The 24574-nt window shown below is 67.9% G+C and carries 21 protein-coding genes; 13 read left to right on the top strand and 8 right to left on the bottom strand.

Going from position 1 to position 24574, the window contains the following annotated elements; all coding sequences use genetic code 11:
* Nucleotides 1–52: 52 nt before the first annotated feature.
* Entirely contained in the window at nt 53–322 is a 270-nt protein-coding gene (locus J8I33_RS11025; RefSeq protein ID WP_209935535.1) for a type II toxin-antitoxin system Phd/YefM family antitoxin, read from the top strand.
* On the top strand, nt 319–708 hold the full coding sequence (locus tag J8I33_RS11020; protein WP_060965601.1) for a type II toxin-antitoxin system VapC family toxin: 390 nt from the start codon (nt 319–321) through the stop codon (nt 706–708). The genes J8I33_RS11025 and J8I33_RS11020 overlap by 4 nt, the downstream gene beginning before the upstream one ends.
* A gap of 91 nt (nt 709–799) precedes the next feature.
* On the opposite strand, the gene hmpA is transcribed toward J8I33_RS11020, so the two are convergent.
* Complete coding sequence (gene hmpA / locus J8I33_RS11015; RefSeq protein WP_089488178.1) at nt 800–2008, bottom strand: NO-inducible flavohemoprotein; 1209 nt, start codon at nt 2006–2008, stop codon at nt 800–802.
* Between the two features lie 95 nt (nt 2009–2103).
* Nucleotides 2104–2655, bottom strand: a complete 552-nt coding sequence (locus tag J8I33_RS11010) for a cob(I)yrinic acid a,c-diamide adenosyltransferase (protein ID WP_050011780.1) — start codon at nt 2653–2655, stop codon at nt 2104–2106.
* A gap of 136 nt (nt 2656–2791) precedes the next feature.
* Between J8I33_RS11010 and J8I33_RS11005 the strand changes: the two genes are divergently transcribed.
* The 6 genes from J8I33_RS11005 (at nt 2792) to proC (ending at nt 9935) form a co-directional block, all read left to right on the top strand.
* Nucleotides 2792–4201 (top strand): FAD-linked oxidase C-terminal domain-containing protein, encoded by a 1410-nt coding sequence (locus J8I33_RS11005; protein WP_209935519.1) that lies wholly within the window; start codon nt 2792–2794, stop codon nt 4199–4201.
* A 38-nt stretch (nt 4202–4239) separates the two neighbouring features.
* A complete protein-coding gene (locus J8I33_RS11000) occupies nt 4240–5733 on the top strand; it encodes an FAD-linked oxidase C-terminal domain-containing protein (protein ID WP_209935506.1) in 1494 nt (497 codons plus the stop codon).
* 184 nt (nt 5734–5917) lie between these two features.
* On the top strand, nt 5918–7006 hold the full coding sequence (glcE, locus tag J8I33_RS10995; RefSeq protein ID WP_209935500.1) for a glycolate oxidase subunit GlcE: 1089 nt from the start codon (nt 5918–5920) through the stop codon (nt 7004–7006).
* Nucleotides 7007–7013: 7 nt separating this feature from the next.
* Entirely contained in the window at nt 7014–8240 is a 1227-nt protein-coding gene (glcF, locus tag J8I33_RS10990; RefSeq protein WP_209935493.1) for a glycolate oxidase subunit GlcF, read from the top strand.
* Between the two features lie 130 nt (nt 8241–8370).
* Nucleotides 8371–9069, top strand: a complete 699-nt coding sequence (locus J8I33_RS10985) for a YggS family pyridoxal phosphate-dependent enzyme (RefSeq protein WP_089488620.1) — start codon at nt 8371–8373, stop codon at nt 9067–9069.
* A gap of 53 nt (nt 9070–9122) precedes the next feature.
* A complete protein-coding gene (proC, locus tag J8I33_RS10980) occupies nt 9123–9935 on the top strand; it encodes a pyrroline-5-carboxylate reductase (RefSeq protein ID WP_209935487.1) in 813 nt (270 codons plus the stop codon).
* 101 nt (nt 9936–10036) lie between these two features.
* Here proC and ubiA read toward each other — a convergent pair whose 3' ends face one another.
* The 6 genes from ubiA to recG all read right to left on the bottom strand — a co-directional run bounded on the left by ubiA (nt 10037) and on the right by recG (nt 18193).
* On the bottom strand, nt 10037–10900 hold the full coding sequence (gene ubiA, locus J8I33_RS10975) for a 4-hydroxybenzoate octaprenyltransferase (RefSeq protein WP_209925778.1): 864 nt from the start codon (nt 10898–10900) through the stop codon (nt 10037–10039).
* A gap of 207 nt (nt 10901–11107) precedes the next feature.
* Entirely contained in the window at nt 11108–11596 is a 489-nt protein-coding gene (gene dpsA, locus J8I33_RS10970; RefSeq protein WP_050011787.1) for a non-specific DNA-binding protein DpsA, read from the bottom strand.
* Nucleotides 11597–11715: 119 nt separating this feature from the next.
* The gene (locus J8I33_RS10965) at nt 11716–11862 is read right to left on the bottom strand and encodes a hypothetical protein (RefSeq protein ID WP_162838113.1); all 147 of its coding nucleotides are present in this window, start codon (nt 11860–11862) and stop codon (nt 11716–11718) included.
* A gap of 110 nt (nt 11863–11972) precedes the next feature.
* Nucleotides 11973–14159, bottom strand: a complete 2187-nt coding sequence (gene katG, locus J8I33_RS10960) for a catalase/peroxidase HPI (RefSeq protein WP_209935480.1) — start codon at nt 14157–14159, stop codon at nt 11973–11975.
* A 622-nt stretch (nt 14160–14781) separates the two neighbouring features.
* The gene (locus J8I33_RS10955; protein WP_006476864.1) at nt 14782–15741 is read right to left on the bottom strand and encodes a LysR substrate-binding domain-containing protein; all 960 of its coding nucleotides are present in this window, start codon (nt 15739–15741) and stop codon (nt 14782–14784) included.
* Nucleotides 15742–15880: 139 nt separating this feature from the next.
* Nucleotides 15881–18193: an ATP-dependent DNA helicase RecG gene (recG, locus tag J8I33_RS10950; protein WP_209935462.1), complete on the bottom strand. Its 2313-nt coding sequence runs from the start codon at nt 18191–18193 to the stop codon at nt 15881–15883.
* Nucleotides 18194–18360: 167 nt separating this feature from the next.
* Here recG and queA point away from each other — a divergent pair, with 167 nt between their 5' ends.
* From queA to secF, 5 genes are all read left to right on the top strand, one after another.
* Entirely contained in the window at nt 18361–19428 is a 1068-nt protein-coding gene (queA, locus tag J8I33_RS10945) for a tRNA preQ1(34) S-adenosylmethionine ribosyltransferase-isomerase QueA (RefSeq protein WP_124637976.1), read from the top strand.
* Between the two features lie 197 nt (nt 19429–19625).
* Complete coding sequence (tgt, locus tag J8I33_RS10940) at nt 19626–20825, top strand: tRNA guanosine(34) transglycosylase Tgt (protein WP_209935456.1); 1200 nt, start codon at nt 19626–19628, stop codon at nt 20823–20825.
* A 245-nt stretch (nt 20826–21070) separates the two neighbouring features.
* The gene (yajC, locus tag J8I33_RS10935; RefSeq protein WP_006476868.1) at nt 21071–21394 is read left to right on the top strand and encodes a preprotein translocase subunit YajC; all 324 of its coding nucleotides are present in this window, start codon (nt 21071–21073) and stop codon (nt 21392–21394) included.
* A 106-nt stretch (nt 21395–21500) separates the two neighbouring features.
* Nucleotides 21501–23522, top strand: a complete 2022-nt coding sequence (gene secD / locus J8I33_RS10930; RefSeq protein ID WP_124630594.1) for a protein translocase subunit SecD — start codon at nt 21501–21503, stop codon at nt 23520–23522.
* 18 nt (nt 23523–23540) lie between these two features.
* Nucleotides 23541–24491, top strand: a complete 951-nt coding sequence (secF, locus tag J8I33_RS10925) for a protein translocase subunit SecF (protein ID WP_050011793.1) — start codon at nt 23541–23543, stop codon at nt 24489–24491.
* The last annotated feature ends 83 nt before the right edge of the window (nt 24492–24574 follow it).

Genomic DNA, 24574 nt, shown 5'->3' with positions numbered 1-24574 from the left:
CGTTTCGCTCTGCTAGACTAGCTAACATTACCTAGCTAACCAAGGAGGGGCCATGCCGACCGTCAACATGCACGATGCCAAGTCGCGGCTCTCAAGCCTCGTCGAAGCGCTGGAACTGGGGCGCGAATCCGAAGTCGTGATCGCCCGCGATGGTCATCCGGTTGCCCGGATCGTTCCTTATGCCGCGCCAAAACGGATCGGTGCAGCCCGTCAGTTGCTTGCCGGGCTGAACATCCCGACAACCGTCGAGGCATTCAATGCCGGCGATGAATCGATCGCCGCCGACTTCGACGCGAGCTCGGAAGAGGGACTCGCACCGTGAAGCTGCTGCTCGATACGCACATCGCGCTCTGGGCGGCTGAAGGCGCGCCGCAACTTTCGGCAACCGCGGCCGCATTGATCGAACATCCCCAAAACACGCTGTACGTCAGCGCCGCGTCGATTTGGGAAATCGCGATCAAATATCGCAAAGGCAATCTGCCCGTCCATCCGAGAGATGCGCGTTCGGCATTTCGGCTTGCAGGTTTTGCGGAGCTGCCGATCAGCAGCGATCACGCCGAGGCAGTCGCCGCGTTGCCGGATTTCCCGGATCATGCCGATCCGTTCGACCGCGTGATGGTCGCGCAGGCACTCCATGAAGGCATGCCGCTCGTCAGCGCCGATCCGAAGGTGTGGCGCTACCACGCAACGCTGATGTTGCGCGCCTGAAGTCGCCCCACGGCGCCGCAAGTAAAAAACCCGGCTCGCGCCGGGCTTAGTCATTGCATCGTTGCGTTGGCCGAGACCGACCGCCGGTACCTCACTCGAGCGCGCCCGACCCGAAGATCTCGGTGTTCACGCGTTCCGGCGCGACGCCGAGCGCGACGAGCGCATCGCGCTGCGCCTTCATGAACGCGATCGGCCCGCAGATGTAGTAGTCCGCGTCCGGCACCAGCGCGTACTGCTGCACACGCTCCGGCGTGAGGCGCCCTTCGAGGTCGTGATCGATGCCGGCACGATCGTTCGGGCCGACCAGCTCATACAGCACCGTACGCTTCACGTTCGCGTGCTCGCGCGCCGTGTCGTTCAGCCAGTCGCGGAACGCGTGCACCGCGCCCGAACGGCATGCATGGACGAACCGCACGTCGCGCGGGCTGCCTTCGGCGATCAGCGTCGACGCCATCGACATCATCGGCGTGATGCCGACGCCGCCCGAGATCAGCACGACCGGCGTATCCACGTCGCGCTTCAGCGAGAAGTCGCCCATCGGCGCGGTCACCTCGACGATCGCGCCCTCCTCCACGCCATCATGCATCAGCGTCGACACCTTGCCGGCCGGGATCGCGTCGGCCTTGCCGGCCTCGCGCTTCACCGAGATGCGCAGCCATTTGCCGTGCGGCGCGTCGGACAGGCTGTACTGGCGCGGCTGATCGACGCCGAGATCGCCGACGAAGCGCTTCACCGTGATGTACTGGCCGGGCTCGAAGGTCGGCGCGCCGCCGCCATCGGCGGGCGTCAGGTAGAACGACGTGATTTCGTCGCTTTCACGCACCTTGCGCGCGACCTGGAACGGGCGGAAGCCGCTCCATGCGGCGCCTGCGTAAAGATCGGCCTCGGCGCCGATCAGGATCTGCGCGAGCTGGCCGTACGCGACGCGCCACGCTTCGAGCGTATCCGCATCGACTGCATCGCCGAGCACCTCGACGATGGACGCGAGCAGGTTCTCGCCGACGATCGGGTAATGCTCGGGGCGGATGTTCAGGCTCGCGTGCTTGTGCGAGATGCGCGACACCGCGCCGCCCAGCGCGCCGAGGTTGTCGATGTTCGCCGCATACGCATAGACGGCCTTCGCGAGCGTCTCCGGCTGGCTGCCGGTCTTCTGGTGCGTCTGGTTGAACAGGTTCTTCAGTTCCGGATGACGCGCGAACATGCGCTGATAGAAATGCTTCGTGATCGTCGCGCCGTGCTCGGCGAGGACGGGGGCGGTGGCCTTCACACGGGCCATCTGGTCAGCGGTGATGTGGGTCATGTTCGTTCTCCGTTAAACATGCACATACGATACATGTTTAAAAACAGGCGCCCCTCGGGCAAATTGTCGCAGTGCGCAAAAAGCGGGATGGCGCGTTAGCGGACGCGCTCGCGCTCCCACAGCACGTCGGCGCCGCCGCCGGCGCGGTTCAGCACGCGCGCCAGCACGAACAGCAGGTCGGACAGCCGGTTCACGTAACGCCGCGGCGCATCATTCAGCGTATCGGTGCGGCCCAGCGCGACGATCGAGCGCTCCGCGCGTCGGCACACGGTTCGGCACACGTGTGCGAGCGACGCCGCGCGCGAGCCGGCCGGCAGGATGAATTCCTTCAGCGGCGGCAGCGTCGCGTTGTAATCGGCGAGCCACTGGTCGAGGCGCGCGAGATGCGTATCGTCGAGCACCGCGTGGCCGGGGATGCACAGCTCGCCGCCGAGATCGAACAGGTCGTGCTGGATCGTGACGAGCGCGGTGCGCACGTCGTCCGGCAGCGGCTCGGCCAGCAGCACGCCGAGATTCGAGTTCAGTTCGTCGACGTCGCCGATCGCGGCGATCCGCGCGTCGTCCTTGCCGATGCGCCGTCCGTCGCCGAGGCCGGTGGTGCCGTCGTCGCCCGTGCGCGTCGCGATCTTGCTCAAGCGGTTGCCCATGCGAATGTCCTCTCGTGCGCGGCCGCGACGCGGCCCGGTTGGCTGGAACGCGATTATCGCAGCCCGCGGCGGGAGGCGCAGCAGGCGTTACAGCGTAGAATGGGCCGACAGTATGACAAGCAGTCAGGAGACATTCGTGAACCACCCTGCCCCGCCGGCCGCCACGCGCCGCCCGCTGCCCCCCGCCATGCTCGATGCGCTGCGCGCCGCCTTCGGCGAGCGCGTGTCGACCGCCGACGCAGTCCGCGCCCATCACGGCCGCGACGAATCCCCGTTCGATCCGCAACTGCCCGACGCGGTCGTGTTCGCGCGCAGCACCGACGACGTGCGCGAAGTCGTGTCGCTGTGCTCGCTCTACAGCGTGCCGCTGATCCCGTACGGAGCCGGCTCGTCGCTCGAAGGCCACCTGCTCGCGGTGCGCGGCGGCGTGTCGCTCGACCTGTCGGAAATGAACGGCGTGCTGTCGATCAACGCCGAAGACCTGACCGTGACGGTCGAGCCGGGCATCACGCGCAAGGCGCTCAACGAAGCGCTGCGCGACACCGGCCTGTTCTTCCCGATCGACCCGGGCGCCGACGCCAGCATCGGCGGGATGACCGCGACCCGCGCATCCGGCACCAATGCCGTGCGCTACGGCACGATGCGCGAGAACGTGCTCGGCCTCACCGCGGTGCTCGCGGACGGCCGCGTGGTCAAAACCGGTTCGCGCGCACGCAAGTCGTCGGCCGGCTACGACCTCACGCGCCTGTTCGTCGGGTCCGAAGGCACGCTCGGCGTGATCACCGAGATCACGCTGCGCCTGCACCCGCTGCCCGAAGCCGTGTCGGCCGCGATCTGCACGTTCCCGACGATGGGCGACGCGGTCCGCACGGTGATCGAGACGATCCAGATCGGCGTGCCGATCGCGCGCGTCGAATTCGTCGACGCGCTGGCCGTGCGCTCGATCAACCGTCACTCGAACCTGACGCTGGCCGAAGCGCCGACGCTGTTCTTCGAATTCCACGGCACCGACGCCGGCGTGAAGGAACAGGCCGAACTCGTGCAGGCGCTCGCCGGCCAGAACGCCGGCCAGGGCTTCGAATGGGCGACGCGCCCCGAGGATCGCACGCGGCTCTGGTCCGCGCGCCACAACGCGTACTTCGCGATGCTGCAGTTGAAACCCGGCTGCCGTGCGGTAACGACCGACGTGTGCGTGCCGATCTCGCAGCTCGCCGCGTGCGTCGAGGAAACCGAGGTCGACCTGCGCGCGTCGTCGCTGCCCTGCCCGATCGTCGGCCACGTCGGCGACGGCAATTTCCACGTCGCGATCCTGATCGATCCCGACAAGCCCGAGGAGCTCGCCGAAGCCGAACGCATCAACGATCGGATCGTCGAGCGCGCGCTGCGCCTGGGCGGCACCTGCACGGGCGAGCACGGCGTCGGGCTGCACAAGATGCGCTTCCTGCCGAAGGAGCACGGCGACAACGCGATCGACACGATGCGCGCGATCAAGCTCGCGCTCGATCCGCGCAACCTGATGAATCCGGGCAAGATTTTCACGTGCTGACCCGGCGGCGCGACATCGCGCTCCACGCTGGAGACCTCATGAACGCTCCCGTCGAACTGTCGAGCGCCGCACGCGCGCAGCGCCAGCGCGAAGTCGTGCAGGCGCTGATGGCCGTGCTGCCGACGCACTGCCTGCTATACCGCGACGAGGACACGGCGCCGTACGAATGCGACGGCCTGTCCGCCTACCGCCGGCTGCCGCTCGCGGTCGCGTTGCCCGAGACGGAATCGCAGGTGCAGCGGATCGTGCAGATCTGCCGCCGCATGGAAGTGCCGATCGTGCCGCGCGGCGCCGGTACGAGCCTGTCGGGCGGCGCGCTGCCGATCGCGCTCGGCGTCGTGCTGTCGCTCGCGCGCTTCACGCGCATCGTCGAAGTCGACCCGTACGCCCGCACCGCGACCGTGCAGCCCGGCGTGCGCAACCTCGCGATCTCGGAGGCGGCCGCGCCGTACGGCCTGTATTACGCGCCCGATCCGTCGTCGCAGATCGCGTGCACGATCGGCGGCAACGTCGCGGAAAACTCGGGCGGCGTCCACTGCCTGAAATACGGGCTGACCGTGCACAACGTGATGCGCGTGCGCGCGGTGACGATCGACGGCGAGGTCGTCGAATTCGGCTCGCTCGCGCTCGACATGCCGGGCCTCGACCTGCTCGCGGTGATGATCGGCAGCGAAGGGATGTTCGCGATCGTCACCGAGGTCACGGTGCGGCTGATCCCGAAGCCTCAGACCGCGCAGCTCGTGATGGCGAGCTTCGACGACGTCGTCAAGGGCGGCGAGGCGGTAGCGGCGATCATCGCGTCGGGCATCATCCCGGCCGGGCTCGAGATGATGGACAAGCCGGCCACGCAAGCCGTCGAGGCGTTCACGCACGCGGGCTACGACCTCGACGCGAAGGCGATCCTGCTGTGCGAATCGGACGGCACGCCGGAAGAAGTCGCCGAGGAGATCGTGCGGATGACCGCCGTGCTGCGCGAACACGGCGCGACGCGCATCCAGGTGTCGCGCAACGAACACGAGCGGCTGCGCTACTGGTCGGGCCGCAAGAACGCGTTCCCGGCCGCCGGCCGCATTTCCGCCGACTATTACTGCATGGACGGCACCGTGCCGCGCCGCGCGATCGGCCCGCTGCTCGCGCGCATCGAGCAACTCGAAACGCGCTACGGGCTGCGTTGCATCAACGTGTTCCATGCGGGCGACGGCAACATGCATCCGCTGATCCTGTACAACGCGAACGATCCGGACGAGCTGCACCGCGCCGAGCAGTTCGGCGCGGAAATCCTCGAATGCTGCGTGGAATTCGGCGGCAGCGTGACGGGCGAGCACGGCGTCGGCATCGAAAAACTCAATTCGATGTGCGTGCAGTTCTCGCCGCAGGAGTGCGATGCGTTCTTCGCGGTCAAGCGCGCATTCGATCCGGCCGGGCTGCTGAACCCGGACAAGGGCATCCCGACCCGCGCGCGCTGCGCCGAATACGGTCGCCAGCACGTGCGCGGCGGGCTGCTGCCGCACCCCGACCTGCCGCGTTTCTGAACGGCGCACGGGTCGCGGCTCCGCACCGGCGGCCGCGGTGCGGGGCTCTGCCGCGCCCGCGCGGCGCGGTCGCGCGCCGGCGCCGGCATGCCGCACGCGAGACGGGGCTTAGGGATAGTCGCGATGTGGAATCGCGCCACCCCGGTACAATCGACCGAACAACAAGTCGAGGCAGCAACAGAACATGGAAGAGGACGACATCGTCGCCGGATGGGCCGAGCGCGTTCGCGCGGCCAGTGCCGACGGCCGGCCGCTGCGGATTCGCGGCGGCGGCACCAAGGACTGGTACGGCCAGGCGCTCGACGGCGAAATACTCGACACGCGCGCGTTTCAGGGCATCGTGTCGTACGACCCGGCCGAGCTCGTCGTCACGGTCCGCGCGGGCACGCCGCTCGCGCAGCTTGAAACCGTCCTCGCCGAGTGCGGCCAGATGCTGCCGTTCGAGCCGCCGCATTTCGGCCGCGCGGCCACCGTCGGCGGCTGCGTCGCGGCCGGCCTCGCGGGCCCGCGCCGCGCCACCTGCGGCGCACCGCGCGATTTCGTGCTCGGCGTCACGCTGATGAACGGCCGCGGCGACATGCTGCGCTTCGGCGGGCAGGTCGTGAAGAACGTCGCCGGCTACGACGTGTCGCGGCTGATGGCCGGCGCGCTCGGCACGCTCGGGCTGATGCTCGACCTGTCGATCAAGGTACTGCCGATGCCTGTCGCCGAGGTCACGCTGAAGTTCGAGATGACCGCGAGCGACGCGGTGCGCAAGCTCAACGAATGGGGCGGTCATCCGTTGCCGGTCAGCGCGAGCGCGTGGCGCAACGGCACGCTCGTGCTGCGCCTGTCGGGCGCGGAAGCCGCCGTCAAATCCGCGAAAACGCTGCTCGGCGGCGAAGTCGTCGACGCGGTCGAGGCCGAGCGCTTCTGGGCCGGCCTGCGCGAGCACACCGACCCGTTCTTCAACGGCATCCCGCCCGGCTACGCGCTGTGGCGCCTGTCGCTGCCGTCGATCACCGAACCGATGCACCTGCCCGGCACCCAGTTGATGGAATGGGGCGGCGCGCAGCGCTGGTGGATCACCGACGCCGACGCGCAGACCGTGCGCATGAGCGCGAAGCAGGCCGGCGGCCATGCGACGCTGTTCCGCGCGGGCGATACCTACGACCGCAGCGCGGGCGTGTTCACGCCGCTGCCCGCGCCGATGATGAAGATCCACCGCGGGCTGAAAAGCGCGTTCGATCCCGCGCGCATCTTCAATCGCGGCCGGCTGTACCCTGATCTCTGAGGGATCGATGCAAACGAATCTCGCCGATTTCATCCGCAACACGCCCGACGGCGACGAGGCCGACGCGATCCTGCGCAAGTGCGTGCACTGCGGGTTCTGCACCGCGACCTGCCCGACCTATCAACTGCTCGGCGACGAACTCGACGGCCCGCGCGGCCGCATCTACCTGATCAAGCAGATGGTTGAAGGCGCGGCCGTCACGCGCAGCACGCAACAGCACCTCGACCGCTGCCTCACGTGCCGCAGCTGCGAGACGACCTGCCCGTCCGGCGTCCAGTACGGCCGGCTCGTCGAGATCGGCCGCAAGCACGTCGAGGCACAGGTGGAGCGCCCGGTGCAGCAGCGGCTGATGCGCCGCGTACTCGCGAGCGTCGTGCCGAACGCCGCGCTGTTCTCGCCGGTGATGCGGCTCGGCCAGCACGTGCGGCCGCTGCTGCCGAAGCGGCTGCGCGACAAGGTGCCGCCGCGCACGCGGCTGCTCGAATGGCCGCATCGCACGCATACGCGCAAGATGCTGATGCTCGGCGGCTGCGTGCAGCCGTCGATGCTGCCGAACATCAACATCGCGACCGCGCGCGTGCTCGACGCGCTCGGCATCGAGACGGTCGTCGCGCCCGACGCGGGCTGCTGCGGCGCGATCCGCCTGCACCTGAACTATCACGACGAAGCGCTCGACGACGCACGCCGCAACATCGACGCGTGGTGGCCGCACGTCGAACAGGGCGTCGAGACGATCGTGATGAACGCGTCGGGCTGCGGCGCGACGGTGCTCGAATACGCGCACCTGCTGCGCGACGATCCGGCCTACGCGGAAAAGGCGCAGCGCATCGTGTCGCTGACGCGCGACATCTCCGACGTGCTGCTCGCGTTCGAGGCCGAACTCGCGACGATCGCGCGGCGCCGCGCGATCCATACGGTCGCGTACCACCCGCCGTGCACGCTGCAGCACGGCCAGCAGTCGCGCGGCAAGGTCGAGCGCCTGCTGGAGACGCTCGGCATCGACGTGCGGCTGCCGGCCGACAGCCACCTGTGCTGCGGCTCGGCCGGCACCTACTCGCTGACGCAGCCGTCGCTGTCGTACCGGTTGCGCAAGCAGAAGCTGCTGAAGCTGCAGGCGCTCGAACCGCAGATGATCGTGTCCGGCAACATCGGCTGCATCGCGCATCTGCAGAGCGGCACGCAGGTGCCGGTCGCTCATTGGGTCCAGCTCGTCGAGCATTTGCTGTACGGCTAGAGGCTGTTCACGCCGATAACGGGCGGGCGCGCGGCGTCCGTATAATGAGCGGATCGATGCGCCGCGTGTCGCCGCGCATCGGCTTCATGCCCGTTTCCGCGCTGCTTGCGTGCCTGCTTCCGTGCCCGTCATGTCCGATCTCGCCGCCCGTCTCGACTCCGTTCACCGCCGCATCGCCGACGCCGCCCGCGCGGCCGGCCGCGATCCCGCCACCGTCTCGCTGCTCGCCGTGTCGAAGACGTTTCCGGCCGACGACGTGCGCGCCGCGCATGCGGCCGGGCAGCGTGCGTTCGGCGAAAACTACGTGCAGGAATCGATCGACAAGATCGACGCGCTCGCCGACTTGCGCGCGAGCCTCGAATGGCATTTCATCGGGCCGCTGCAATCGAACAAGACGCGCGCCGTCGCCGAGCGCTTCGACTGGGTCCATTCGGTCGACCGGCTGAAGATCGCGCAGCGCCTGTCGGAACAGCGCCCCGCGCATCTGCCGCCGCTGAACGTGTGCGTGCAGGTGAACATCAGCGGCGAGGCGTCGAAGAGCGGCGTCGCGCCGGCCGACGTGGCCGAGGTCGCACGTGCGGTCGCCGCGCTGCCGTCGCTGCGGTTGCGCGGCCTGATGGCGATTCCCGAACCGGCCGGCGACACCGACGCGCAACGCGCGCCGCATCGCGCGCTGCGCGCGTTGTTCGACGCGTTGCGCGCCGACGGCCTGCCGCTCGACACGCTGTCGATGGGCATGTCCGCCGATCTCGACGCTGCGGTGCTCGAAGGCGCGACGATCGTGCGCGTCGGCACCGCGATCTTCGGCGCGCGCGATTACGCGCACTGAGCGCCGCGCTCTTTTCCGCCTTTCCGTCCACTCACTCGCTCATTCCCGACATCATGAAAATCGCATTCATCGGCGGCGGCAACATGGCCGCGGCCCTGATCGGCGGCCTGATCAAGCGCGGCGTCGCCGCGGACGGCCTGTACACCATCGACGTCAACGAGGACGTCCGCGCGCGCGCCGCGCAGCAGTTCGGCGTCCGTACCGGCGCGGCCGTCGACGCGACGCTCGCCGACTACGACGCGATCGTGCTCGCGGTGAAGCCGCAGGTGCTGCACGACGTCGCGCAGGCGCTCGCGCCGCACCTGAAGTCGCAGCTCGTGATCAGCATCGCGGCCGGCATCCGCGGCGCGGATCTCGCCCGCTGGCTCGGTGGCTACACGCGCGTCGTGCGCACGATGCCGAACACGCCCGCGCTGGTCGGCATGGGCGTGACGGGCCTGGCCGCCCTGCCGGGCGTCGACGCGGCCGGCCGCGAACTCGCGTCGAACGTGCTCGGCGCGGTCGGCGAGATCGTGTGGTTCGACGACGAAGCGCGGCTCGACGCGGTCACCGCGATTTCGGGCAGCGGCCCTGCGTACGTGTTCTATTTCATCGAAGCGCTGCAGGAAGCCGCGCGCCGTCTCGGCATGAACGACGAGCAGGGTCGCGCGCTCGCGGTCGCGACGTTCACGGGCGCCGCGCAGCTCGCCGCGCAATCGGGCGAACCGGCGAGCGTGCTGCGCGAACGCGTGACGTCGAAGGGCGGCACGACCGCCGCCGCGCTCGCGGCGTTCGACGCGCAGGGCGTGAAGGAAGCGATCGTGCGCGGCGCGCTCGCGGCCGAAGCGCGGGCGAAGGAAATGGGCGACGAGCTCGGCCGCGCGTAAGCGCGACAGCGGCGCCGGTTTGGCCGGCGCCGGACGTAAAAAAAGCGACCGTCGGGTCGCTTTTTCGTTGGCACCGCGCGAAAAGACGCGCGCAGTGTCGGTCAGTTGCCGGTCAGCAGGTAATGCACGGCGATGCCGGCGAACAGCGCGCCGCCGAGCCAGTTGTTGTGGCGGAACGCCGCGAAGCACGGCATCCGTTCGCGATCCTTGATCAGCGTGTAGTGATACAGCGCGCAACCGACCGCCGCCGCCCAGCCCGCCCAGTACGCGAGGCCGAAGCCGAGCGTCACGCCGATCCACACGTAGATGCCGAGCGTCGCCGCGTAGCACGCCATCACGGCCGCGACGTCGAAACGGCCGAACGTCAGCGCGGACGTGCGGATGCCGATCTTGATGTCGTCGTCGCGATCGACCATCGCATATTCAGTGTCGTACGCGACCGACCAGAAGATGTTCGCGACCAGCATCACCCACGCCAGCATCGGCACCGTGTCCTGCACGGCCGCGAACGCCATCGGGATGCCGAAGCCGAACGCGATGCCGAGATACGCCTGCGGAATCGCGAAGAAGCGCTTCATGAACGGATAGGAGCCGGCGACGAACAGCGCGACGACCGACAATTCCTTCGTCAGCGTATTGAGCGGCAGGATCAGCAGGAACGCGATGAACGACAGCCCGACCGCGATCGCGACGGCTTCCCATGCGCGGATCTTCCCCGACGTCAGCGGCCGGTCGGCCGTGCGCTTCACGTGGCGGTCGAAATCGCGGTCGGCGTAGTCGTTCATCGCGCAGCCGGCCGAGCGCATCAGCAGCGTGCCGAGCGTGAAGATCACGAGCAGCGGCCAGCGCGGGTGGCCGTCCGACGCGATCCACAGTGCGTTGAGCGTCGGCCACAGCAGCAGCAGGCTGCCGATCGGCTTGTCCATCCGGACGAGCCGCAGATACAGGGGAAAGCGGGCAAGCATGGCGAAGCACCGGGAAGAGAATCCCGGCATTTTAGAGCCGACCGGTGCTCCGCGTCATGTCGGCGCGACCCGCGGCCGGCGGTCGTGGCGGGCCGGCTGGCCGCCGCGGCCCGCTGCGCGCGGCCGTGCCGCTGTGCGCATCATTCAGGGGCCAGATTCCAGGCCGCCCCGGATTGGGCCAGCCTGCCGCCCCCGGCCGCGCCGGGCTTATGCAAGCAGCGACCGCAGCATCCATGCGGTCTTTTCATGCGTCTGCAGGCGCTGGGTCAGCAGATCGGCGGTCGGCTCGTCGCTCGCCGCGTCGGCGATCGGGAAGATGTCGCGCGCGGTGCGCACGACCGCCTCGTGCCCTTCGACGAGCTGGCGAATCATGTCCTCGGCGGCCGGCACGCCCTTCGCTTCCGGCACCGACGACAGTTTCGCGAATTCGCCGAACGTGCCGGGCGCGACGACGCCCAGCGTGCGAATGCGCTCGGCGACGGAATCGACCGCGAGCCACAGTTCGTTGTACTGCTCCTCGAACATCAGGTGCAGCGTGTTGAACATCGGTCCGGTCACGTTCCAGTGGAAATTGTGGGTCTTCAGGTACAGCGAAAACGTATCGGCGAGCAGGCGCGACAGGCCGTCCGCGATGTTCTTGCGGTCCTTGTCGCTGATACCGATGTTGATCTGCGTGGCGTTGCCTTTCTTGGCCATCTTCGGGACTCCTCATTCGACATGTTGAACCGGCGAAAATGCGTCGAGCAATTCGCATGCCGTGTCGCGCGGCATGCGTTCGCGACTCGCCATTCTAGCGTCGCGAATCGGGCGTCGCACTACGCGAGCGCATGCAGCGCCTGCGCGGCCAGCTCCGCCGCCCCGCCGACGACGATCGCGAAGCCGACCCCGTAGCGCGCCAGCTCCGCCGGCGAGCGCAGAATGGGCGACGCGGCCGCGCGCACGTTGAGCATCATTTGCGTCATGGTCGTCACTCCTTTGACAAGACATCGTTCAGAGAAGAAACGGCCGGTCGCTGGACCGGCCGTTTCACGTTACTGCGTGACTACATCACCGCGTCGGGATGCGGCCGGGTTCATGCGAGGTCGAAGCGGTCGAGGTTCATCACCTTGTTCCAGGCCGCCACGAAATCGCGCGCGAACTTCTCCTTCGCATCCGCGCTGCCGTACACCTCGGCCAGCGCGCGCAACTGCGAGTGCGAGCCGAAGATCAGGTCGACGCGCGTGCCCGTCCACTTGACCGCACCCGTCGCGCGATCGCGCCCTTCGAACACGTCGTTCGCGGCCGATACCGGCTTCCATTCCGTGCCCATGTCGAGCAGGTTCACGAAGAAGTCGTTCGTCAGCGTTTCCGGACGATCGGTGAACACGCCATGCTTCGCGCCGCCGGCATTCGCGCCGAGCACGCGCAGGCCGCCGACGAGCACCGTCATCTCCGGCGCGCTCAGCGTCAGCAACTGGGCCTTGTCGACCAGCAGCGCCTCGGCCGGCGTCTTGTACGCGTGCTTCAGGTAGTTGCGGAACCCGTCCGCCACCGGCTCGAGCACGGCCATCGCGTCGACGTCGGTCTCTTCCTGCGACGCATCCGTGCGGCCCGGTGCGAACGGCACCGTAATCGCGACACCGGCGTGCTTCGCCGCCTGCTCGACGCCGGCCGCACCGGCCAGCACGATCAGGTCGGCCAGCGACACCTTCTTGCCGCCGGTCTGCGCATCGTTGAACGCCTTCTGCACGCCTTCGAGCGTTTCGAGCACCGCCGCGAGCGCCGCCGGCTGGTTCACTTCCCAGTCCTTCTGCGGGGCGAGGCGGATGCGCGCACCGTTCGCGCCGCCGCGCTTGTCCGAGCCGCGGAACGTCGCCGCCGACGCCCATGCGGTCGACACGAGCTGCGACACCGACAGGCCCGTGGCCAGCACCTTCGCCTTCAGCGCGGCGACGTCGGCGTCGTCGATCAGCGGGTGATCGACGGCCGGGACCGGGTCCTGCCACAGCAGGTGTTCCGCCGGCACGTCCGGACCGAGGTAACGGGAACGCGGGCCCATGTCGCGGTGCGTGAGCTTGAACCACGCGCGTGCGAACGCGTCGGCGAATTCGGCCGGGTTCTCGTAGAAGCGGCGCGAGATCTTTTCGTAGGCCGGGTCGAAACGCAGCGACAGGTCGGTCGTCAGCATCGTCGGACGATGCTTCTTCGACGCGTCGTACGCATCGGGAATCACTTCGCCGGCATCCTTCGCGACCCACTGGTGCGCGCCGGCCGGGCTCTTCGTGAGCTCCCACTCGTAGCTGAACAGGTGCTTGAAGAAGTCGTTGCTCCACTGCGTCGGCGTCGACGTCCACGTGACTTCGAGGCCGCTCGTGATCGTGTCCTTGCCCTTGCCCGTGCCGAACGTGCTCTTCCAGCCGAGGCCCTGCTGCTCGATGCCCGCGGCTTCCGGCTCGGGGCCGACGTTCGACGCCGGGCCGGCGCCGTGCGTCTTGCCGAACGTGTGGCCGCCCGCGATCAGCGCGACCGTTTCCTCGTCGTTCATCGCCATCCGCGCGAACGTCTCGCGGATGTCGTGCGCGGCGGCGACCGGGTCCGGGTTGCCGTCCGGGCCTTCCGGGTTCACGTAGATCAGGCCCATCTGCACCGCGGCGAGCGGGTTTTCGAGCTCGCGCTTGCCCGTGTAGCGGCTGTTCGGGCCGCCGCTCAGTTCCAGCCAGATCTTTTCCGAACCCCAGTAGACGTCGTCCGGTTCCCACGTGTCGGCGCGGCCGCCCGCATAGCCGAACGTCTTGAAGCCCATCGATTCGAGCGCGACGTTGCCGGTCAGGATCAGCAGGTCGGCCCACGAGATGTTGCGGCCGTACTTCTGCTTGATCGGCCACAGCAGGCGGCGCGCCTTGTCGAGGCTCACGTTGTCCGGCCAGCTGTTGAGCGGCGCGAAGCGCTGCTGCCCGCCGCCCGCGCCGCCGCGGCCGTCGGCCGTGCGGTACGTGCCGGCGCTATGCCATGCCATGCGCACGAACAGGCCGCCGTAGTGGCCGAAGTCGGCCGGCCACCAGTCCTGCGACGTCGTCATCAGCGCGTGCAGGTCCTGCTTCACCGCGGCGAGATCGAGCGTCTTGAACGCTGCCGCGTAGTCGAAATCGGGGTCCATCGGATCGGATAGCGCCGAATGCCGATGCAGGACGTTGAGGTTCAGCTGATTCGGCCACCAGTCCTTGTTCGTCGTGCCGCTGCCTGCGGTGTGGTTGAACGGGCACTTCGTTTCGTTCGACATGCTTTTTCTCCTTGTCTTGCTCGTAGGCCCCCACGTGCCGGGCGCGGTTCGTGGAGCATTGCGGGGGGATGAAACGGAACAGGCGGTTCCTCCTGTCGTACTACGGGATGTCGCGCGCGGCCTGCGACACGCATTCCCGTTGCCACGCGCCGCAGGCGGGGCGCGCGCGGAAGGGGCTGCCGGCACGCGTCGTGCCGGCGAGGCGGCCGGCTTGTCGGGTATCGGACCTGCAATGCTTCCTCATGGCTCGACGGCGGGCGAATCGGGGGAACACAGGACCGGCGTGCGGCGGCACTCATCCGCCATACACACGGTCCGCCAGGTATGCGAACGCAATCGGGCGCAGGCTGCGAACCGCCGCCCTGGCGCGATGTACGACCGTGTCGCGCGACGGGGTGTTCCGCTGCGCGTGCTGCAATACCGACCGCATCATGACATCCTCCTTTGACGCTTGCATTCAACCTGCATCCCGAACGTCGGCGCGACGCCGATCCATGGAGAGGATTCTATCTATATCTATCAATTATTTGAATTTGATAAATTTCATCTATGCGATAGGGAAAAATAAACGGGGTCGCACGACCCCGTTCATCACGCTGCCACACACGCCTGCGCCAGCGCGTCAGTTCATCGTGGCCGGCATGTCGAGCTTCGCGACACCCGGCAACTCGCATGCGGCGATCGCGTCGCTGATCGCGTCGATCGCGGGCATCCGCGTGAAGCTCTTGCGCCACACGAGCACCACGCGGCGGTCGGGCACCGGTTCGTTGAACGGCACGTACGACAACAGCTCGGCGTCGGGCCCGTTCGCGCGCGGGCCGACCTCGGCGACCGACATCCGCGGCAGCACGGTGATGCCGACGCCGCTCGCGACCATGTGGCGAATGGTTTCGAGCGACGAGCCCTCGAAGGTCTTCTGGATGCCGTCGGCCGTCTGCGAGAAGCGCATCAGTTCCGGGCACACGCCGAGCACGTGATCGCGGAAGCAGTGGCCGTTGCCGAGCAGCAGCATGGTTTCCTGCTTCAGGTCCTCGGCGTCGATTTCGTCGCGCTTCTCCCACGGGTGGCCGGCCGGCAGCGCGACGACGAACGGCTCGTCGTACAGCGGCCGCACCATCAGGCCGGTTTCGGGGAACGGCAGCGCCATGATCGCGGCGTCGATCTCGCCCTGCTTCAGCAGTTCGAGCAGCTTCAGCGTGTAGTTCTCCTGCAGCATCAGCGGCATCTGCGGAACACGCTGGATCATCTGCTTGACGAGCGTCGGCAGCAGGTACGGCCCGATCGTGTAGATCACGCCGAGGCGGAACGGGCCGACGAGCGGGTCCTTGCCCTGCTTCGCGATCTCCTTGATCGCGAAGGTCTGCTCGAGCACGCGCTGCGCCTGGGTGACGATCTGGTCGCCGATCGGCGTCACGCTCACTTCGCTCGCGCCGCGCTCGAAAATCTGCACGTTGAGCTCGTCTTCGAGCTTCTTGATCGCCACCGACAGCGTCGGCTGGCTCACGAAGCACGCTTCGGCCGCGCGGCCGAAATGCCGCTCGCGCGCGACCGCGACGATGTACTTCAATTCAGTCAGGGTCATTGTGGGTCAATCAGGGATATACAGGCGATAGGTTTAATTTATACACCGGTTGGCACCGGTTCGCCAAGTTTCTCTGCATCGCGATGCGTCGAGTGGCGGCTTTCGTGGCGGCTTTCGATCCGGCCCCAGGGCCGGTCGATCAGGCTTTCAGGTACTGCTCGCGTGCGCCGAGCCAGCGCGCGAGATGCTGGGTGACGACCTCCGGATACGCGGCAATCAGCCGCGCGGCGGCCTCGCGGGCCGGATCGATCAGCCAGCCGTCGGTCTCGAGGTTCGCGAAGCGCAGCATCGCCGCGCCCGACTGGCGCGCGCCGAGGAATTCGCCGGGGCCGCGGATTTCGAGGTCGCGCCGCGCGATCTCGAAGCCGTCGGTCGTCTCGCGCATCGTCTTCAACCGCTCGCGGCCCGCGATCGACAGCGGCCCGGTGTACAGCAGCACGCACACCGACGCCGCGGTGCCGCGCCCGACGCGGCCGCGCAACTGGTGCAGCTGCGCGAGGCCGAAACGCTCGGCGTGCTCGATGACCATCAGCGACGCGTTCGGCACGTCGACGCCGACCTCGATCACGGTCGTCGCGACCAGCAGCTGCACTTCGTTGCGCGTGAACGCGTCCATCACGGCCGCCTTGTCGGCCGGCGACAGCCGGCCATGCACGAGGCCGACCTTCAACTCGGGCAGCGCCGCGGCCAGCGTCTCGTAGGTTTCGACGGCCGTCTGCAGTTGCAGCGTCTCGCTCTCCTCGATCAGCGGGCACACCCAGTACACCTGGCGCCCGGTCAGCGCGGCCTCGCGCACGCGGGCGATCACCTCGTCGCGCCGCGCGTCGCCCACCAGCCGCGTCAGCACCGGCGTGCGACCCGGCGGCAGCTCGTCGATCGTCGACACCTCGAGATCCGCGTAGTACGTCATCGCGAGCGTGCGCGGAATCGGCGTGGCCGACATCATCAGCTGGTGCGGCTGGAAGTCGCGCGCGCCGTTGGCCGCATTCGCGGCCTTCGCGCGCAGCGCGAGACGCTGCTCGACGCCGAAGCGGTGCTGCTCGTCGACGATCACGAGGCCGAGCCGCGCGAATTCGACCGTGTCCTGGATGATCGCGTGCGTGCCGATCACGAGCTGCGCGGTGCCGAGCGCGGCCGCCTCGATCGCCGCGCGTTTCTCCTTCGCTTTCAGGCTGCCCGCGAGCCACGCCACCGTGACGCCGAGCGGCTCGAGCCATGCGCGCAGCTTGCGCGCGTGCTGTTCCGCGAGGATTTCGGTCGGGGCCATCAGCGCGGCCTGGTAGCCGGCGTCGATCGCCTGCGTGGCGGCCAGCGCCGCGACGACCGTCTTGCCGCTGCCGACGTCGCCCTGCAGCAGCCGCTGCATCGGGTGCGCGAGCGTGAGGTCGTGCGCGATCTCGTCGACGACGCGCGCCTGCGCGCCCGTCAGCGTGAACGGCAGCGCCGCGTAAAAGCGCGTGGTCAGTGCGTCGGCATCGGTCGCGGTGCGGCGCGGCATCGCGGGCGCGGCGCGCGTGCGGCGCTCCTCGTGCGCCCGCTTCAGCGACAGCTGCTGCGCGAGCAGCTCCTCGAACTTGATGCGCGTCCACGCAGGATGCGAGCCGTCCATCAGCGCGGCTTCGTCCGAATCGACGCGCGGGTGGTGCAGGATGCGCACGGCCTGCTCGAGCGACGGCACGTCGAGCGGCTTCAGGTAATCGCGCTGGATCTCGGGCGGCAGCAGTTCGGGCAGCGGCGTGCGTTCGACCGCGTTCTCGATCGCCTTGCGCAGATACGCCTGCGACACGCCGGCCGTACTCGGATAGACGGGCGTGAGCACCTGCGGCAGCGGCGCATCGGCTTCGACGACGCGCACGGCCGGATGCACCATTTCCATCCCGAAGAAGCCGCCGCGCACGTCGCCGCGCACGCGCAGCCGCTGGCCGACGGCCATCTGCTTGACCTGCGACCCGTAGAAATTCAGGAAGCGCAGCACGAGCTGCTCGCCGTCGTCGTCCTGGATCTTCACGACGAGCTGGCGGCGCGGCCGGAATGTGACCTCGTTGTCGAACACGACGCCTTCGGTCTGCGCGATGCCGCCCGGCAGCAGTTCGCCGATCGGCGTGAGCGTGGTTTCGTCCTCATAGCGCATCGGCAGGTGCAGCACGAGATCGATCGAACGCGTGAGGCCGAGCTTCGCGAGCTTGTCGGCGGTTTTCACGGGCTTGTCGGCGACTGCCTTTTTCTTGCGCTTCGCACCGGCCGCGCCGGCTTCGTCGCTCGCGGCGGCGCCGTCGGCGTCGGGCGCGGCGGCCGCAGGCTGCGCGAGCCGGCCGTCGGCGCCGCGCTTCGGGCCGGCGCGGCGCGCGCCGGGGCCCGATGCGGCCGGCGCGGGCGTGGCGGCATCGTCCGCGTCGAACGGATCGGCGGAATCGGCAACGGCAGCGGGGGAACGGCGTGGTGACACAGGCATCGGATCGTCTGGGTGCTTCGCAAGGCAAGTACAATAGCGGCTTTCACGTCGTCCGAACGAACGACGCCGGCCAGGCCGCGCATCCCGTCATCATAGCGGCTCGCGCGCCCCAATTACGCGTTTCCGCCCTGCCGGCGACGCCCGCCGGCCGCTTCGAACCAGCCCGCATGTTCACGCTTTCCGATTTCGATTTCAATCTGCCGCCCGAGCTGATTGCACAAACCGCGCTGCCCGATCGCACCGCGAGCCGCCTGCTCGAGGTGGATCGCACCGTCGAGCCCGCACGCCTCGTCGACCGCCATTTCGCCGAGCTGCCGTCGTGCATCGCGCCCGGCGACCTGCTCGTGTTCAACGATACCAAGGTGCTGAAGGCGCGTTTCTTCGGCCAGAAGGCCAGCGGCGGCAAGATCGAGGTACTGATCGAGCGCGTGACCGGCACGCACACGGCGCTCGCGCAGATCCGCGCGAGCAAGTCGCCGGGCGCCGGCACGACGCTGCGTCTGGCCGACGCGTTCGACGTGACGGTCGGCGAGCGCGTCGAGCCGTTCTTCACGCTGCACTTCCCCGCGCCGTGCCTGGACCTGATCGAACAGTACGGCCGCCTGCCGCTGCCGCCGTATATCGAGCACGATCCCGACGCGACCGACGAAACGCGCTACCAGACTGTCTACGCGAGCAATCCGGGCGCGGTCGCAGCGCCTACGGCCGGGCTGCATTTCGATCAGCCGCTGCTGGAGAAGCTCGACGCGATGGGCGTCGAGCGCGCGACGCTGACGCTGCACGTCGGCGCCGGCACGTTCCAGCCGGTGCGCGTCGACAACATCGCCGAGCACAAGATGCACAGCGAGTGGTACGACCTGCCGCAGTCGCTCGTCGACAGGATCGCCGCGACCCGCGCACGCGGCGGCAACGTGATCGCGGTCGGCACGACGTCGATGCGCGCGCTCGAAGCCGCGGCGCGCAGTGCCGACGAAGCGGGCCGCGCGCTCGCGGCGACGCAGGCCGAAACCGACATCTTCATCACGCCCGGCTACCGTTTCCGCGTGGTCGACCGGCTCGTCACGAATTTCCACCTGCCGAAATCGACGCTGCTGATGCTGGTGTCCGCGTTCGCGGGCGTCGAGACGATCCGCGCCGCGTACCGGCACGCGATCGCCGAACGCTACCGGTTCTTCAGCTACGGCGACGCGATGCTGCTCACGCGGCGCGACACGCCGGAGGCGCCGGGCGCGTAAGCGCGGCGGGCACGATCACGCACCGGCCTGCGATTGCCAGCAGCCGTTGCGCGCCGCGCGGTCGCGCCTCGCGCTGTTACCCCGTTTTCCCGCCGTACGCGCTACGATGGCGCGCACCCGCTTTCCCCGCCGCCGGCTGCCCGGCGGTGTTTCCAACATGCGCCGAACTGTTCTTCGGTGGCAAGGAGAATGACGCGATGACCGAAGGCTCATCCCACGATACGCACGCTCATCCGCACGCCCCCGTGCAGGACCGCCCGGCCAACGGGCTCGAATTCGAATTGCTGACGACCGACGGCCACGCGCGCCGCGGCCGCGTGAAGCTCAATCACGGCACGGTCGAGACGCCCATCTTCATGCCGGTCGGCACGTACGGCACCGTGAAGGCGATCCAGCCGCGCGAGCTGCACGAGATCAAGGCCCAGATCATCCTCGGCAACACGTTCCACCTGTGGCTGCGCCCGGGCCTCGACACGATCGACGCGCACGGCGGCCTGCACGGCTTCATGGGCTGGAACAAGCCGATCCTGACCGACTCGGGCGGCTTCCAGGTGTTCTCGCTCGGCGACCTGCGCAAGATCACCGAGGACGGCGTCACGTTCGCGTCGCCGATCAACGGCGACAAGCTGTTCCTGTCGCCGGAAGTGTCGATGCAGATCCAGAAGGTGCTGAACTCGGACATCGTGATGCAGTTCGACGAATGCACGCCGTACGCGACCAACGGCGTGCCGACCACGCACAAGGAAGCGGCCGACTCGATGCGCATGTCGCTGCGCTGGGCGAAGCGCTCGCTCGACGAATTCGACCGGCTCGGCAACCCGAACGCGCTGTTCGGGATCGTCCAGGGCGGGATGTTCGAGGACCTGCGCGACGAATCGCTCGCGGGTCTCGCCGAACTCGGCTTCCACGGCCTCGCGATCGGCGGGCTGTCGGTGGGCGAGCCGAAGGAAGACATGATGCGCGTGCTGCGCCACGTGGGCCCGAAGCTGCCGGCCAACAAGCCGCACTACCTGATGGGCGTCGGCACGCCGGAGGACCTGGTCGAGGGCGTCGCGAACGGCATCGACATGTTCGACTGCGTGATGCCGACCCGCAACGCGCGCAACGGCTGGCTCTTCACGCGCTTCGGCGACGTGAAGATCCGTAACGCAACGCACAAGAATTCGCTGAAGCCGCTCGATTCGACCTGCTCGTGCTACACCTGCCAGAATTTCTCGCGCGGCTACCTGCATCACCTGCACCGGGTCGGCGAGATCCTCGGCGCACAGCTGAACACGATCCACAACCTGCACTACTACCTGCAGCTGATGAGCGAGATCCGCGACGCGATCGAGACGCATACGTTCGACGCATTCCGGCAGCGCTTCGCGGAGGATCGGGCCAGAGGGGTCGACTGACGGGCCGCCCCATAGGACACGACCTAAAAGAAAGCCGTATCCAATGGGACACGCACCAAAAAACCCGATCCAACCGCCGGACGGGGCCGCCAAACATTACAATTGCCTTTCCAGATAAGTCGCAACGGTATCGGATCATGCTTTAACAGCTTGATCCGCAAGCGCATTTGCTGCGCCGTTTGCGCATGGGGCCGGTGGTAGAATAACCGGCTTATTTTTCGATCTTCCCCTACGGAGAGACCAACGTGCCGTTCATTTCCAATGCCTTCGCGCAAGGTGCCGGTGGCGCCGAATCGAGCCTGATGAGCTTCCTGCCGCTCATCCTGATGTTCGCGGTGCTGTACTTCATCATGATTCGTCCGCAGATGAAGCGCCAGAAGGAACACCGCAACATGCTCGCGGCCATGGCGAAGGGCGACGAAGTCGTCACGAGCGGCGGCCTCGTCGGCAAGGTGACGAAGGTCACCGAAGGCTACATCGGCGTCGAAATCGCCGAAGGCACCGAAATCACCGTGCAGAAGGCTGCCGTCACGACCATTCTGCCGAAGGGCACGATCAAGTCGCTGTAAGGCTTACACCGAGCGTCCGGCTCCCCGCGACGTGCCCGCCTGAGAGAGCGGGCCGCCGCGGCGCCGGACGCGACGCTTTCACGCCAACCACCCGTTCGGCCCCCTCATGAATCGTTACCCACTCTGGAAATATGTCGTGATGGTCGTGGCGCTCGCCATCGGCCTTCTGTACACATTGCCCAACTTCTTCGGCGAAGCGCCGGCGGTGCAGGTGTCGAGCGGCAAGGCCACGGTCAAGCTCGACTCGACCACGCTGACCCAGGTCGAATCGGCGCTCGCGTCCGCGCAGATCAAGCCGGACGACATCACCTTCGAGAACACGGCGACCGGCGCGAACATCCGCGTGCGCCTGAAGGACACCGATACGCAGCTGCGCGTCAAGGACCTGCTGCAGAAATCGCTGAACACCGACCCGAACGATCCGCAGTACGTCGTCGCACTGAACCTGCAGAGCGCGTCGCCGCGCTGGCTGACCGCGCTGCACGCGCTGCCGATGTATCTCGGCCTCGACCTGCGCGGCGGTGTGCACTTCCTGCTCCAGGTCGACATGACGGGCGCGCTCACGAAGAAGCTCGACTCCGACGCGTCCGACGCGCGCACGCTGCTGCGCGACAAGAACATCCGCGACGGCGGCGTGAGCCGCGTCGAGCAGTCCGTGGTCGTCAACTTCAGCGACGCGCAGACGGCGGAAGACGCCCGCAAGGCGCTCGCCGCGTCGATCACCGAGCTGCAATGGGCGACCCAGCCCGGCGGCGGCGGCACGCAAGTCGTCGGCACGTTCACGCCGGCCGTGCAGAAGGCCGTCGAGGACGCCGCGCTCAAGCAGAACCTGACGACGCTCCACAACCGCGTGAACGAGCTCGGCGTGTCCGAGCCGATCCTGCAGCAGCAAGGCAGCGACCGCATCGTCGTCGAACTGCCGGGCGTGCAGGACACCGCGAAGGCGAAGGACATCATCGGCCGCACCGCGACGCTCGAGGCGCGCCTCGCCGACCCGATCAACACGCACCCGAACCCGAACGACCCCGTGCCGCCGGGCGAGGAGCTGTTCACGCAAGGCAACCAGGCGCCCGTGCTGCTGAAGAAGGACGTGATCTTCACCGGCGACCGCATCATCGACGCATCGGCCGGCTTCGACGAACACCAGCGTCCGTCGGTCAACATCCGCCTCGATTCCGCGGGTGGCCGCGCGGTGCGCACGGTGTCGCGCGAGAACATCGGCAAGCCGATGGCGATGGTGCTGTTCGAGAAGGGCAAGGGCGAAGTGCTGACGGTCGCGACGATCCAGTCCGAACTCGGCGACCGCTTCCAGATCACGGGCCAACCGACGCCGCAGGCCGCGGCCGACCTCGCGCTGCTACTGCGCGCCGGTTCGCTCGCCGCGCCGATGGACATCATCGAGGAACGCACGATCGGCCCGAGCCTCGGCGCGGACAACATCAAGATGGGCATCCACTCGGTGATCTGGGGCTTCTGCGCGATCGCCGTGTTCATGATCGCGTACTACATGCTGTTCGGCGTGGTGTCGGTGATCGGCCTGTCGGTGAACCTGCTGCTGCTCGTCGCCGTGCTGTCGCTGATGCAGGCGACGCTGACGCTGCCCGGTATCGCGGCCATCGCGCTCGCGCTCGGTATGGCGATCGACTCGAACGTGCTGATCAACGAGCGCGTGCGTGAAGAACTGCGCGCCGGCCAGCCGCCGCAGCTCGCGATCCAGGCCGGCTACGCGCATGCATGGGCGACGATTCTCGACTCGAACGTCACGACGCTGATCGCCGGCCTCGCGCTGCTCGCGTTCGGCTCGGGCCCGGTTCGCGCGTTCGCGATCGTGCACTGCCTCGGCATCCTGACGTCGATGTTCTCCGCGGTGTTCTTCTCGCGCGGGATCGTCAACCTCTGGTACGGCGGCCGCAAGAAACTGAAGTCGCTCGCGATCGGCCAGGTGTGGAAGCCGGAAGGCGCGGCGGCCGCCGCGTCGTTCACCGACGCGGACGAATCGACCGACACCGCGCGCGCCGCGAAGCTCGCCGCCCCGGCGAAGGGCAACGTGCCGCGCGCCGGCAAGCCGCAGTTGCGCAACCGTGCGCAGCAACGCGTGTCGCCGAAGAAACCGGGCTCGACCCAATAAGGCCCCGGAGACGAAACCATGGAATTTTTCCGCATCCGTAAAGACATTCCGTTCATGCGGCACGCGCTGGTGTTCAACGTGATCTCGCTGGTCACGTTCCTCGCCGCCGTGTTCTTCCTGTTCCACCGCGGGCTGCACCTGTCCGTCGAATTCACCGGCGGGACGGTGATCGAGGTGCAGTACCAGCAGGCCGCGGAGCTCGAGCCCGTGCGCGCGACGCTCGGCAAGCTCGGCTACGCCGACGCGCAGGTGCAGAACTTCGGCACGTCGCGCAACGTGCTGATCCGCCTGCAGCTGAAGGAAGGCCTCACGTCCGCGCAGCAGAGCGACCAGGTGATGGGCGCGCTGAAGGCGCAGAGCCCGGACGTCACGCTGCAGCGCGTCGAGTTCGTCGGCCCGCAGGTCGGCCGCGAGCTCGCGACCGACGGGCTGCTCGCGCTCGCATGCGTCGTGATCGGCATCGTGATCTACCTGTCGTTCCGCTTCGAATGGAAGTACGCGGTGGCGGGCATCATCGCCAACCTGCACGACGTCGTGATCATTCTCGGCTTCTTCGCGTTCTTCCAGTGGGAGTTCTCGCTGGCGGTGCTCGCGGCGATCCTCGCGGTGCTCGGCTACTCGGTCAACGAGTCGGTCGTCATCTTCGACCGGATCCGGGAAACGTTCCGCCGCGAACGCAAGATGAGCGTGCAGGAAGTGATCAACCACGCGATCACGACCACGATGTCGCGCACGATCATCACGCACACGTCGACGGAAATGATGGTGCTGTCGATGTTCTTCTTCGGCGGCCCGACGCTGCACTACTTCGCGCTCGCGCTGACGGTCGGCATCATGTTCGGCATCTACTCGTCGGTGTTCGTCGCGGGCTCGCTCGCGATGTGGCTCGGCATCAAGCGCGAAGACCTGATCAAGGACAAGAAGACCGCGCACGATCCGGACGATCCGAACGCGGGCGCGCAGGTTTGAGCGCCACGCCGTTTCGGCATCGAAGCAAAACCGGCCCGTTTGGGCCGGTTTTTTTATGGGCGGGCCGCCGCCGAGCGGCACGC

The sequence above is a fragment of the Burkholderia sp. AcTa6-5 genome, assembly GCF_017815075.1.
In the GTDB taxonomy this organism is placed as follows: Bacteria; Pseudomonadota; Gammaproteobacteria; order Burkholderiales; family Burkholderiaceae; genus Burkholderia; species Burkholderia sola.
This window is presented reverse-complemented; position numbering and strand designations above follow the sequence as displayed.

What these genes read in the sequence shown, in the direction of transcription:
- J8I33_RS11025 (WP_209935535.1), top strand. Translation starts at nt 53, where the DNA reads ATGCCGACCGTCAACATGCACGATGCCAAGTCGCGGCTCTCAAGCCTC.
- hmpA (WP_089488178.1), bottom strand. Translation starts at nt 2,008, where the DNA reads ATGACCCACATCACCGCTGACCAGATGGCCCGTGTGAAGGCCACCGCC.
- J8I33_RS11010 (WP_050011780.1), bottom strand. Translation starts at nt 2,655, where the DNA reads ATGGGCAACCGCTTGAGCAAGATCGCGACGCGCACGGGCGACGACGGC.
- J8I33_RS11000 (WP_209935506.1), top strand. Translation starts at nt 4,240, where the DNA reads ATGAACGCTCCCGTCGAACTGTCGAGCGCCGCACGCGCGCAGCGCCAG.
- glcE (WP_209935500.1), top strand. Translation starts at nt 5,918, where the DNA reads ATGGAAGAGGACGACATCGTCGCCGGATGGGCCGAGCGCGTTCGCGCG.
- glcF (WP_209935493.1), top strand. Translation starts at nt 7,014, where the DNA reads ATGCAAACGAATCTCGCCGATTTCATCCGCAACACGCCCGACGGCGAC.
- J8I33_RS10985 (WP_089488620.1), top strand. Translation starts at nt 8,371, where the DNA reads ATGTCCGATCTCGCCGCCCGTCTCGACTCCGTTCACCGCCGCATCGCC.
- proC (WP_209935487.1), top strand. Translation starts at nt 9,123, where the DNA reads ATGAAAATCGCATTCATCGGCGGCGGCAACATGGCCGCGGCCCTGATC.
- ubiA (WP_209925778.1), bottom strand. Translation starts at nt 10,900, where the DNA reads ATGCTTGCCCGCTTTCCCCTGTATCTGCGGCTCGTCCGGATGGACAAG.
- dpsA (WP_050011787.1), bottom strand. Translation starts at nt 11,596, where the DNA reads ATGGCCAAGAAAGGCAACGCCACGCAGATCAACATCGGTATCAGCGAC.
- J8I33_RS10965 (WP_162838113.1), bottom strand. Translation starts at nt 11,862, where the DNA reads ATGACGCAAATGATGCTCAACGTGCGCGCGGCCGCGTCGCCCATTCTG.
- katG (WP_209935480.1), bottom strand. Translation starts at nt 14,159, where the DNA reads ATGTCGAACGAAACGAAGTGCCCGTTCAACCACACCGCAGGCAGCGGC.
- J8I33_RS10955 (WP_006476864.1), bottom strand. Translation starts at nt 15,741, where the DNA reads ATGACCCTGACTGAATTGAAGTACATCGTCGCGGTCGCGCGCGAGCGG.
- recG (WP_209935462.1), bottom strand. Translation starts at nt 18,193, where the DNA reads ATGCCTGTGTCACCACGCCGTTCCCCCGCTGCCGTTGCCGATTCCGCC.
- queA (WP_124637976.1), top strand. Translation starts at nt 18,361, where the DNA reads ATGTTCACGCTTTCCGATTTCGATTTCAATCTGCCGCCCGAGCTGATT.
- tgt (WP_209935456.1), top strand. Translation starts at nt 19,626, where the DNA reads ATGACCGAAGGCTCATCCCACGATACGCACGCTCATCCGCACGCCCCC.
- secD (WP_124630594.1), top strand. Translation starts at nt 21,501, where the DNA reads ATGAATCGTTACCCACTCTGGAAATATGTCGTGATGGTCGTGGCGCTC.
- secF (WP_050011793.1), top strand. Translation starts at nt 23,541, where the DNA reads ATGGAATTTTTCCGCATCCGTAAAGACATTCCGTTCATGCGGCACGCG.